The organism is Thermogemmatispora argillosa (assembly GCF_059696725.1).
On the sequence record NZ_AP019377.1, the window covers coordinates 3,015,863 to 3,026,788 of the forward strand.

Consider the following 10,926-nt stretch of genomic DNA (forward strand, 5'->3'; position numbering starts at 1 on the left):
CGAGACTCAGACCCTACCGACCAGGTGCTGCACCCGCCGCAGCGCTGCCAGGTAATCACGCAGCATCAGCGGCAGCAGAAAGCGCTCTTGAACGCTACGATGGGCTGCTTCTCCCATCTGGCGCCAGCGTTCGCGGTCCTCTAGCAGGTAGAGGGTATAGTCAGCGGCGCTCGCTGCGTCGTCGGCAATAAAGCCGTCGCGCCCGTGCGTAATCTGATAACGTACCCCTGTCGCCGAAGTGCCCACCACCGGCTGATACTTCCACATGGCCTCGGCCACGGTCAGGCCAAAGCCCTCGCGACTCGAACGCTGGAGAATGACTTGTGAGAAGCGCTGGAAAGCATTGACCACCGGCGCTGTGAGCTGGGCCGGGTCCCAAAGCAGGTGAATATCAGGGTCATCGCCCGCCCACTGTTGAAGATCAGCAAGAATAGCTTGGGCCCGGATATCGTCGCTGGCCTCCAGCGCGCCAACCAGGGCGACCTGAACGTCAGGGCGCCGCTGCTTCACCAGACGATAGATCTCGATCACCTGCCACGGATTCTTCCAGCGCCCAAAGCGTGACACCTGCGTAATCAGGGGGCGACCCGGGTCAATGCCACAGCTTGCCAGGAGAGCCTGCCCCTCAGCCTCGCTCAAGGGGACATGGCGCTCACTGAATGGGTCGATGCCGAGCGTGATCACCGCCACGCGCTCGGCGGGAAGCTGAGGGAAGATCGAGAACGGTGTGTTAAAAGTGCAAAGCGCATAAGCATCGAGGAATTGACTGATATACTGTAAAGCCACAGGGTTGGGCTGAGCGGTGTCGATATGGTTGAACCAGAGCGCTGGGCGCAGGTGTGGGAACAGTTGCCCCAGGGGAGCGAGCTGAATATCGTGAACATAGTAGAGATCGGCGCGCTCGTGAGCAAACGGCTGCATGGCGGATTGGAGCGAGTCTAAAAACTGGCGCTGATCATCAGGAGTGATCTGGCCAGGCTCTCCGCCCTGCAGCATATCGGTCAGTCTGGCCATAAAGGTAGCGGCGAACTCGTTAAGCTGAACAACGCGCCAGGTATGGGGAATACCCAGCTCGCTGACCAGCGGCAGCAACACGCGTAGCAGAGCAGCTACACCGCCGCCCTGCGCTGTGGTATTAATGTGCAGGACGTGCAAACCCTGGAGAGGACGCGCCAAATCGTAGATCTCGGCAAGCAGGTCATCGCTCACCAGGCCTCGAAAGCGTTCCAGTCCAGGCGTTGTAACAATCGTCATAACCCTCTCCTTCGCCCGCTGAGGGACGAAACGCGGCTCCTCTTCAGGAGCACCAGGCCAACAAGAGCAGGTTACCATTGTAGAATGGCCGCTTGCTGCTGGCTTCCATAGGTGATTACAACTGGGCCAGCGATTCCATTCCCGCCGCCAGCCAGCATGCTCGTGATGGCTTTTCTCGTGAGAAGCAAGCCTCTTGCTATTTTAAGAGGGGAAGCGCCATGTGAGCCTCCCAACAAGGAGTTCTTAGCAAACGCGCGCTATTGCAGCCCTGCCACGCTTACTCGGCCAAATCTATTGAAGGTCCTCTCCTAAAATAGCGTAGAAAATACTTGACAAATAGCCAGAACTATGTTATATAGTCCCTGTCAGGAACTTTTTGGATGCAGCGGTCCTTGCTAAAGGACCAGTCGCCTACTTGCACGCGTCTGCAGCAACGACTGCATTCAAATGACCCCTCCTGCGCCAGCCAAATCATCTGTTAGAAAAAGGGTGAGTACGCGCTAATCGCGATTCATTCTGGAACAGCCCAGTCTGGCGGCGCTGTTTCCCCTGGTGTTTATTCGTTGCCTGTCCGGCTCCGTCCCTTTCGATGGGACAAGGCAGTTGCTGTTTTTTGTTGTTCACCATCTCATAGGGCGGGAAGCGTATATGTTGATTAAGCTCATACAGTTACCGGGTCCAGGAAATTGCCAACAGTCGAAACCTTCAACGGAATATCCGTTTAAGAAGGATAGCTGGAGTCGCCCGGTTGGCTACGCTTCCGCCACCTTCCTCTGCAGAAATCTCCCCAGGCATCACCTGCACTTTCTGCGAGGGCGGCAGGCGTAGCTCCCAAGGCTATCAACGCCGGTCGACCCGTGTTCTCTGGTTCCTGTATCCGTCTTTGCCTGTGCGCGCGCGCGTGACCCACCGCGTCATGCTGTCGTCGTAATCTGTGCCATTTTGCGCGCTTATTACTCTTTTTACGCTTATCGTCGTGTAGTACTATGACGGAGAAGCTGCCTATGGACAAAAAGTTGCTCATCGAGTATCTGAATTGCCGCCAGGTTCCGCTGACCGGACAGGAGCAAATGGTATCACTGCATCAGAAACTGTGCGAGGCGGCTCCCGAATTCTACCTTTACCTGCTGGCTGATCCTTTTGCCGACCTCTCGCATAAGCGAGAGATGCTTGTTAATCTTATTCGCTTGCCAGCAGCCCATGCCATTACCAGGCAGCGCATTGTAGAGCAGTTGCGCGTTTTGCCGGCTGAGGAGGCTTTGCTAGTCGCCGATGTGATCCGGCAGCGGCGCATCAATAATCGGCGCGCACGTGAGATCGGCCTGCAGCTGCTGATCGGCCATGAGCAGTTCCCGCAGCTAGCGGCGGCACGGCGACAGCGGGTCACGCTCTTGTTGAAGCATCTGCTAGGAGAGCGTACATGGTCTTCGGTCAGGCGCTTCCTGGCGCAGCCGAGCGAGGTTGGCGAGAAATTCCTCCGGCGCGAGCTATTGCACTACGCGCCTGATCCGGCCATCGCGCGTGAGACGCTGTGCTTTCTGGCTGGGGTACCTTTCAATCCCACCGATCCCACGCTGGCCAAGCGGATGGCCGCGCGTGAGCAGCTAGAGCACGGGGAGGGTCTCCCCCGCGAGACCCTCTTTGGGCTGCGCGGCATCTATCACCGCGATGTTCCCGCCAGTCGGGTCCGTGCCCTTGCGCCCTCGAAGGCGCAGGCTGAGCGCCAGGATGGACCGCTCACCATGCTCTATCGTGAAGCACTGATCCAGGGACTGCCGAGCGAGCAGTACAGCAAGGAATTGTGGCGTCGCACTGAGCAGGCGGTGGCTTCGCTGCCGCTCGTTGAGGGGCGGCTTGCCGTGGTGCTGGATCTCTCGGCCTCGATGGCGGCCTCCGGCGAGCGCGCCTATCATCCGGTGGCGCTGGCTCTGGCTCTAGTCCGCCTGTTGCAGCAGCGCGTGACCTCGGTCATGCTCTATCAGGTCGGTGGCAGCGTGCTCGCCAGCGAGGAGCTGCTGCCTCGGCCCCAGGGGGTGACCGATCTAGCCAGTGCTCTGTTGGAGGCTGCTCGCTCACAGCCGCAGGCAATCCTCTTGATTACTGATGGCTACGAAAATGTGCGCCAGGGCGATGCTGCCTCAATCCTGCAGGGCCTGCGTCTGCTGGGTCTGAGCATGCCTGTCTATCAATTGGTCCCGAGCTTCTCTCGCTCCGAGTATCTGCGGCAGCGTCATCTGAGCAGCGATTTCATTCTCTTGCCTGTGCACCATGAACAGGGAGTGCGTGAGGTGCTGGCGCGGCTCTTTCTGGATTACGCCGCCGAGTCTATCTCTCTGATTGAAGCGGAACAGGTGCAACAACTCTTGCTTACGAGGTGATAGCTATGATGGAGATTCAGGTCAAGCAGGAGGCGGCGGAAACCTCTCCTCTTATGGGGCTGCTGGCGCACCTGGCCCCGGGTCCGCTGCTTTCCTGGGGCTTGCTGGAGGTCATCGGCCTTTTCCCGGTCAGCGTTGATCAGGAGCAGCGCCACGCGCGCTTTGCTCCTCCCCTGCGCTCTCTTGAGCTGGTCGGGTCTCCCTCCTATGGGACACTCGTATTGCGCAATCGGGCAACAGATGGCGTCTTGGTGCTGCCCATGCACGTGGGGTTCTTTCAGCCAGGTGCACAGAACCACGCGACCAGCCGTGTGCTGATCCTTGATGCCGGCGAAACGCTGACGGTCGATGATTGCTTCTGCATCCAGCAGAGCCAGAGCGGAACTCTGCGTCAGGCCCAGCAGCGCTTCTGTATGTTGCCTCTTGGGCTGCGCCGCGCTGCCTTTGAGCTCCAGGGGGTGAAGGATTTTAGTCAACTCTGGAAGGCGATCGCTGCATATTCGCGCCGCTACGGGATCAATTACGGTGGCCATCTGGAGCGCTGGCTGCGTCCTAGCTTCTCCCAGTTGCTGCCCTATCGCCACGCGCTAGAGTTGCAGCCGGGTCAGGTCGGGGCGGCTTTCTTCCTGGCCGGCAGGCTGGTCGGTGTGGAGCTGGCTCCCAATAGCGCTTACTGGGCTGAGCTGATGCCAATTCTGCTGATCTACTGCTATGGGGCTGCCGCTCTGCTGGCCCAGCGTCAGGGCCGTGCGCTCGCTCGCTCAACTCTCGACTTGACAGGCCTGCGCGACCTGGATGATCTGCAGCGGCGTCTGGAGGAGGCTCGTCGTGAGGAGCAGCGGCTCTATCTTGCGCAGCTCTGCTCGGTGGCTGAGCTTCATAAGCATGCTCGCCTCGTTGAGGTGCATGCCGGCCTGCGGGTGCTGTCGATCAGTCACAGCGAGTGGTTCGGCCAGGCTGTCTATGCCGACTCCGAGGTGGTCTATCTGTCGCTCTTCCGCAGCGAGCTGTAAACTGTTTCCTCGCTGCCCTGGTTAGGTCAGTGCCTGTCTCTCTTCCTCCTTCGCCCGGGCGAAAGGAGAGACTTCGCCCGGGCTGCTCTTTCTTTCAGCTCAATTTCTGGCGGCTGTCTGCTGCTTCTTGCCCCTACTCCCTCTTCTTGGGAAAGGAGCGATTAACGCCTGCGCCTCGCTATCTATCTGGCCTCCCTATGGCGCCCTGAAACGGGTTCTCTGGCAGGCACCCAGTGAAGGCGAAAAGTGTGGCCCCAGTGTGGTCGGTGGTCTTGGCCTCTGTGAGGTGAGCCGCCGACTGGCTCATCCCTGAAGCTATGTGCTAGAATGAAGGCTGAGCTGGTTACTGCTAAACTCCTCCTGTAACTTTTCTACTCTACTATACGCTTATGGACGGTTTCCGCACAGATCAACAGAAGTCATCGACTCAGTCCTTGCCTGCCTCTGTCAGCGCGACGCCCGCCTGTCTGAACTCCAGGGACCCGCTGCCGTCGCTCTGGGAGCTGCTGCGTATCTGGATCTTGATCGGCCTGCAATCTTTCGGCGGCGGCTCTTCGACGTTGTTGCTGATCCAACGGGAGTTTACTGAAAAGCATCGCTGGCTGACGATTGAGGAATTTGCCCGCGACTGGAACCTCTGCATTATGACGCCTGGCATCAATCTGGTGGCCATCACTGTGCTCATTGGGCGCAAGCTCGCCGGAGCCAGGGGAATCGTGGTGTCGCTGCTGGGCTTGTTGCTGCCTAGCGCCACTATCACGGCTCTCATCGCCGCTGGCTTTCAGGAGATAGAGCATCTGGCTTTTGTCGATGCCATGTTTCGCGGCGTGGTGCCTGCAACCGCTGGCATCATGCTGGTGGTGGCTATCAATTTTGCTCGCCCGCTGTTGAAGCAGGGCTATCAGGAGGGCCTCAGCATGCTGCTGCTCAGCCTGGCCTTTATTGCGCTGGTGACCCTGGCTCTCATCGTCGGCAAAGTCACAGTGGTGCTGGTCGTGATCGCCTCCGCCCTCATCGGCAGGTTCCTCTTTGTTCACGCTCCGTCTCTGGCGGCCACTGATCAGCAGCCAGATGGAAAGGAGCGACCATGAAGAATCCATTTCTCTATTTTTGGCTGTTTCTTAAAGCTTCGCTGTTCTCGACGGGCGGTTTCAGTAATTTTCTGAGTCTCCACCAGGATTTGCTGGCCAATCACTGGGCCGATGAGAGCGACTTTAGTCAGGCGCTGGTCATCGGTCAGTTAAGCCCAGGACCAAACGGCCTCTGGGTCATTGCCCTGGGCTATCTGACCTACGGTTATCTGGGGGCTGCCCTGGCTCTGCTTGCCATTATGATCCCGCCTTTCGTTGCTCTGATCTGGGAGACGCTCTATCAACACCTCGGGGGGCTCCGCTGGGTTGAGGCGCTGATGCGTGGGGTCTCGCTGGCCGTCGTGGGGATCACCGTGGGGAATAGCTGGACGATCATTAGCCATAGCGCCAGCGATTGGCGGGCCTGGTTGATCGGAATCGCTGCATGCTTGCTAGCGCTGAGCCGGCGTGTGCACGTCTTTATGATTCTGCTCCTGGCTGCCGGGGCTGGTCTTCTGCTCTATGGAGGCCTCTCGCTGCCCTGGTGGCATTGAGGGCGCTCACTTCACTGTCCTTTCGTTCAGAGGCGGCTGGCGCTCCTTACGCTATACTAATATACGTAAAGGCCGGCTTGCTCTGGCCTGCTCTGCCAGGGGTGCTAGAGAGCCTGCCGCTGGCGCTGGCGCGGCGATGACGCGCTGGGCAGGAGAGACTGCTCCGGCTCTGGACGCCTGGCAGCCTGGCAGGCTTGACGGAAAGGTATGCATCTGCTTGACAATCGCATATCTTATCGAATACAACTAAACAGGGGAGTGCTCTAGTGCTGGCTGACGCAACGCTCTGGCCAGTCCCTCGACTGCCCGTGTGCTCGGGCGTACGCGCTTGTGCACATGCGCATCTGTGTCTGCCTGCTTGCCGGACCTGCTGCCGGGTCCGGTTCGCTTTTCTCTCCTCGGCTAGCCAGCTAGCGCCAGTGCAGGCGAGTGAGCCAGGCCAGGGTGAGCACGCTATCTGAAGCGCCATTCTGGCAATCTCTTTCTATAAAAAGGAGAAGGTCTATGGCATTTGAACTTCCACCTTTGCCTTATAGCTTCGATGCTCTGGAGCCATATATTGATGCGCAGACGATGCAGATCCACCACGATAAGCATCACGGCACCTATGTCGCTAACCTCAACAGCGCGCTAGAGGGCCATCCCTTTGCCAATCTGCCAGTTGAGGAGGTGCTGAAGCGCATCAACGAGGTGCCAGAGAATGTGCGCACGGCGGTGCGCAATAACGGTGGCGGACATGCCAACCATAGCATGTTCTGGCGCATCATGAAGCCTAATGGCGGCGGTCAGCCCAGCGGCGATCTGGCGAAGGCCATCGAGCAAACCTTCGGCTCCTTCGAGAACTTCAAGAATCAGTTCAATGATGCTGGCCTGAAGCGCTTTGGCTCGGGCTGGGTCTGGCTGGTGCTGGATAAGCAGGGGAAGCTACAGGTCATCTCGACCGCCAACCAGGATAGCCCCTACATGGATGGTCTCTATCCGGTGATGGGTAACGATGTCTGGGAGCATGCCTACTACCTGAAGTACCAGAACCGCCGCGCCGATTACTTAAATGCCTGGTGGAACGTGGTCAACTGGGAAGAGATTGAGCGCCGCTACGCCGAGGGCCTGAGTCAGCAGAAGCAGTAGCCCAGCACGGCGCTTTCTCCCTGTTCCCGCTGCGGAACACGACAGGAGGTTGCCAGTCGAGTTAGCCTTGACTGGCAATCTCTTTTTTTTGGGGCACTGGACCTTGGTGGACGTGGGGCGCCGCTCCTGTCCAGGCACGAGGCTACCTCTACCTCTTGGTCTGATCTGATCATGGGACCTGGGGGCAAAGCCCGGCCCCAGGCCTGGTCACCGTGCACCGCTCCCACAGGGCTGCTGACCGCATTGAGCAAATCTTTGGTTGACCTTGAGCTATTCTTGAGGTTTTTCTGCTACACTTCCCTCTAAAGCGAGGGGCACACACGGAGCTGTGCCTTGCCGGGGTAGAGCCTGCACACTTCGACTCTCCCTGTGCAGACTTGACCCGGCTCGCATTTCAGCAAGTAAATTAGCTAAAGACTGATCAAGCGGTTATCGTTATAGAGCCTATGCTAACGATGAAAATGAGCAAAAAGTCGCTAGTGCAAAGCGCTGTCGCCCGGCGTCCTCTGCTGCGTCTGGCCTTGCTGCTGATCCTGATTGTGGGGATGGTAGCCTTAACGGCCTGTGCTGGGCGCGCTGCCAGCTCGCAGAATCAGGTCGTTCCTGCCAGCGCGCAGAGCCAGTCTCAGTCTGCGCCGGCGAGCAATCAAAGCAGCACACCATCGGCTGGCGGCGGCAGTCCCGCGCAGCAAGTGCAGTCGATTGATCAGCAGGTTCAAGGGACGCTGCCAGCGCTGGACCAAGCCCAGAATGACGCCAATAACAGCGATCAGGGCCAGGATAATGCTCCTCTTCCCTAGCGCGTTCCCTGGCGCTTTCGGCAAGCCAGAAGCTATCTTGAACATGGCGATCTAAGCGATCGATTACCAATGCGCGGAGAGACTCATACAATGAAAGCGAAACTTTTCCACATAGTGAAGCGTTCCAGCGAGCTGACCGTAGTAACGCTAGTCAGCTTCACGCTCGTCGGCCTGCTCGCCTTTGTTGCTCTGCCGGCCATTGCTCAGGCTGCGCCAGCTTCCGGGGGTAAGTGTGCCCGCGACGATGTCCAGTGTGTGATCAACATCGGTAATCAACTGATTACAGCGCGTTTGAACGCCTTGAATACGCTCAGCAGTCGCGTGACGCAGCAGCAGCAGGCCGGCCATATCACTGCTGATGCGGCCAGTGCTCTACAGGCCGACATTGCCACCAATCAGAACGGTTTGAAGTCGCTGCAGAGTAAGCTTGACGCTGAGACCTCGGCTCAGGCCGCCCGGCAGGATGTGAAAAACATCTTCTGGCAGTTCCGCATCTATGCAGTTGTACTGCCGCGCGATTATCAGCAGCTCCACTTTGATATCGAAAAGAAGCTGGCGAGCAAGATGGAAGCAGCGAAAGCCAGCATTGAGAAGGCGATCGCCGCCGCGCCAGCCAGTAAACAGGCTCAGTTGCAAAGCCTCTACAATGACTTTAAGGCCCAGCTTGCGACGGCAGAGGCCCAGTTTGACACCGTGCAGAGTACTCTCCCTACTCTGACCCCAGAGAACTATAACCAGGATCGCACGGCCTACGCCAGCAATCTTGCGAAAGTACGCAGCGCTGAGAAAACAGCCCATACAGCCTTGCATCAGGCTGCCAGCGATCTACACCAGATTGCCCAGTTACTGAAGAGCTAACTCACCTGCTTGTTACCGACCGTGGGAACAGCGTCATAACAGTAACAAGGCGAAGAGGCTAACTCAGTACCCTCTTCGCCTTGTTTTTTGTAAGCTGGCTAGCTAACGTTTCTGAACGCGGGCGTAGCAGTGAGAACGGGCAGCAGGAGACAAGGCTCCTTGGGCCTGAGCTAGCGCTCACGACGCTGGCGGTAGCCGTTGCGTAAGCGATCGTAGGCGATGCGCAGGCCCTCCAAGGGGAGAAACTGATTAACGTATTGGATCTCGGGGATCAGCGGAGCCATAAAATTGGCCAGGCCGCCGTGAGCAATGATCTTCACCTCGTCCTGGTCACGCACCTCGGGGATCTCGGCACGCAGACGGCGGATCAATCCCTGTACCAGGCCCACATGCCCATAGATGATACCCGACTGCATATTCTCGGTCGTGTTCTTGCCCAGCGCTGAGCGCGGAGGAGTCAGCTCGACACGGAAAAGGCGCGCAGCGGCACTGCTGAGAGCTTCGGCGGAGATCATTAACCCCGGGGCAATCGCCCCCCCAAGAAAATCGCCCTGAGCTGAGATTACATCAAAGGTGGCAGCGGTGCTGAAGGAGATCACGATAGCAGGACCACCGTACAGCTCGTGCGCAGCGATGGCGGTTACAATGCGGTCGGAGCCTACTTCCCAGGGGTTGTCGACCAGCAGCCGCAGGCCCAGATCCAGGGTGTGATCGACAATGATGGCTTCCTGGTGAAAATAGCGCTGGACCATTTCCTGAAAGACCGGCGTCAGCGGTGGCACAACACATGAGAAGATAACGGCATGCACGTCGCTGAAAGTATGTCCGCTATGATTCATGAGTGTGCCCAGCAACATAGCGTACTCGTCAGCGGTGCGCTGGCGCACGGTAGAGACGGCCCAATGGTGCTTGAGGGCCTCGCTGTTATAAAGGCCAAACTTAATATTGGTATTGCTGATGTCAATAGCCAGCAGCATAGGGAACTCCTATCGGTGGCCAGAGAGGATGGCTCAGAAAAAACAGAAGAACTACACAGGTGCATTGCGCGCGAGAAGAAAGAGTAGTGAGCAGACAAAGCGCTCACTCGCAGAACCAGGTTCAGGCGATCTGCTGTGCTCTGGCGGCGTATTGCTTCAGCAAAGCAGCGATCAAGAAGGGGTCGCCATAGGCTGTGTCTGTGGTGACAACGACCTCAGTATTGGTGCGTGTATCGATGAAGGCCAGCGAAGTAGGGGCGCGGGAACTCATGGCCTTGCGCCGCTCCTCGGGTGACTGGGTCATGCCGCGTCCAAAGAGAAAACCCACCATGTTCTCGCTTGCGCTGCCAAGCTGCGAAAGCTGGCTGGTCGTGGGGGGCGTGCGGTCTGGCCTGGCGCGCCCTCTGGCCGTCACGTAACGGACATTGATCAGGGGGACATGGACCACCTTATCCCCAGTTTGCTGTACGAAGTCTTCAGGAGTGATGACGATCAGGTAGTCCTGTGCTCTGATGAGACGACGGGCATCGTTGATCAGGCACCAGATGCTACCCAGGCCGATGAAAAGGAGAATGCCGAGAAAAATAGTGCTGGCAATCGCTCCGAAAACACTGTGGTAGTTCTCGGGCACCATAATAGGAAAGATGGCCGCGAACAGGATGAGCCCCAGAGCTGCCCCGAAGAGCCAGCCAATGATCGAGAGGATCACTCTGCCACGCTGCAACGGCAAGATAATCCAGCCGTCTGGCTTTTCCTCTCCCGCTCTGGCGCGAGTCAGTATCTCGGATGCTTCCATGACCAGGAACCTCCCATAGGTGTGGGGCGTGTCCGCTCCCTTGCCGCCGCGCTGCGCCTGGCCGTCTCGCCCGCTGCGCGCACCAGGTAGGACTAGCC

General features: G+C 58.3%; 10 protein-coding genes. 7 read left to right on the top strand and 3 right to left on the bottom strand.

Annotated features, from left to right (window positions below; genetic code table 11):
* Nucleotides 1-6: 6 nt before the first annotated feature.
* Nucleotides 7-1,254 carry a glycosyltransferase gene (locus AC6H1L_RS11755; protein WP_497597692.1) on the bottom strand — a complete coding sequence of 416 codons (1,248 nt, stop codon included), beginning with the start codon at nt 1,252-1,254 and terminating at the stop codon, nt 7-9.
* Between the two features lie 1,004 nt (nt 1,255-2,258).
* Between AC6H1L_RS11755 and AC6H1L_RS11760 the strand changes: the two genes are divergently transcribed.
* The 7 genes from AC6H1L_RS11760 (at nt 2,259) to AC6H1L_RS11790 (ending at nt 9,055) form a co-directional block, all read left to right on the top strand.
* Entirely contained in the window at nt 2,259-3,632 is a 1,374-nt protein-coding gene (locus tag AC6H1L_RS11760) for a vWA domain-containing protein (protein ID WP_497597693.1), read from the top strand.
* Nucleotides 3,633-3,685: 53 nt separating this feature from the next.
* Complete coding sequence (locus tag AC6H1L_RS11765) at nt 3,686-4,645, top strand: ARPP-1 family domain-containing protein (RefSeq protein ID WP_497601541.1); 960 nt, start codon at nt 3,686-3,688, stop codon at nt 4,643-4,645.
* A 434-nt stretch (nt 4,646-5,079) separates the two neighbouring features.
* The gene (locus tag AC6H1L_RS11770; RefSeq protein ID WP_497597694.1) at nt 5,080-5,736 is read left to right on the top strand and encodes a chromate transporter; all 657 of its coding nucleotides are present in this window, start codon (nt 5,080-5,082) and stop codon (nt 5,734-5,736) included.
* Nucleotides 5,733-6,269, top strand: a complete 537-nt coding sequence (locus AC6H1L_RS11775) for a chromate transporter (RefSeq protein ID WP_497597695.1) — start codon at nt 5,733-5,735, stop codon at nt 6,267-6,269. Before AC6H1L_RS11770 ends, AC6H1L_RS11775 begins: the two co-directional genes overlap by 4 nt.
* A gap of 504 nt (nt 6,270-6,773) precedes the next feature.
* Nucleotides 6,774-7,397, top strand: a complete 624-nt coding sequence (locus AC6H1L_RS11780) for a superoxide dismutase (protein ID WP_497597696.1) — start codon at nt 6,774-6,776, stop codon at nt 7,395-7,397.
* Between the two features lie 446 nt (nt 7,398-7,843).
* On the top strand, nt 7,844-8,197 hold the full coding sequence (locus tag AC6H1L_RS11785; RefSeq protein ID WP_497597697.1) for a hypothetical protein: 354 nt from the start codon (nt 7,844-7,846) through the stop codon (nt 8,195-8,197).
* Between the two features lie 90 nt (nt 8,198-8,287).
* A complete protein-coding gene (locus tag AC6H1L_RS11790) occupies nt 8,288-9,055 on the top strand; it encodes a hypothetical protein (protein ID WP_497597698.1) in 768 nt (255 codons plus the stop codon).
* 170 nt (nt 9,056-9,225) lie between these two features.
* Here the strand turns inward: AC6H1L_RS11790 and AC6H1L_RS11795 are convergent, their stop codons facing one another.
* Both AC6H1L_RS11795 and AC6H1L_RS11800 read right to left on the bottom strand, forming a co-directional pair.
* Nucleotides 9,226-10,032, bottom strand: coding sequence for a type III pantothenate kinase (locus AC6H1L_RS11795; RefSeq protein ID WP_497597699.1), 807 nt, complete (start codon nt 10,030-10,032; stop codon nt 9,226-9,228).
* A 121-nt stretch (nt 10,033-10,153) separates the two neighbouring features.
* The gene (locus AC6H1L_RS11800; RefSeq protein WP_497597700.1) at nt 10,154-10,828 is read right to left on the bottom strand and encodes a hypothetical protein; all 675 of its coding nucleotides are present in this window, start codon (nt 10,826-10,828) and stop codon (nt 10,154-10,156) included.
* Nucleotides 10,829-10,926: the final 98 nt, after the last annotated feature.

Excerpts from the sequence above, each read along its gene's own strand:
- AC6H1L_RS11755 (WP_497597692.1), bottom strand. The coding sequence starts at position 1,254 with ATGACGATTGTTACAACGCCTGGACTGGAACGCTTTCGAGGCCTGGTG.
- AC6H1L_RS11760 (WP_497597693.1), top strand. The coding sequence starts at position 2,259 with ATGGACAAAAAGTTGCTCATCGAGTATCTGAATTGCCGCCAGGTTCCG.
- AC6H1L_RS11765 (WP_497601541.1), top strand. The coding sequence starts at position 3,686 with ATGGGGCTGCTGGCGCACCTGGCCCCGGGTCCGCTGCTTTCCTGGGGC.
- AC6H1L_RS11775 (WP_497597695.1), top strand. The coding sequence starts at position 5,733 with ATGAAGAATCCATTTCTCTATTTTTGGCTGTTTCTTAAAGCTTCGCTG.
- AC6H1L_RS11780 (WP_497597696.1), top strand. The coding sequence starts at position 6,774 with ATGGCATTTGAACTTCCACCTTTGCCTTATAGCTTCGATGCTCTGGAG.
- AC6H1L_RS11785 (WP_497597697.1), top strand. The coding sequence starts at position 7,844 with ATGCTAACGATGAAAATGAGCAAAAAGTCGCTAGTGCAAAGCGCTGTC.
- AC6H1L_RS11790 (WP_497597698.1), top strand. The coding sequence starts at position 8,288 with ATGAAAGCGAAACTTTTCCACATAGTGAAGCGTTCCAGCGAGCTGACC.
- AC6H1L_RS11795 (WP_497597699.1), bottom strand. The coding sequence starts at position 10,032 with ATGCTGCTGGCTATTGACATCAGCAATACCAATATTAAGTTTGGCCTT.
- AC6H1L_RS11800 (WP_497597700.1), bottom strand. The coding sequence starts at position 10,828 with ATGGAAGCATCCGAGATACTGACTCGCGCCAGAGCGGGAGAGGAAAAG.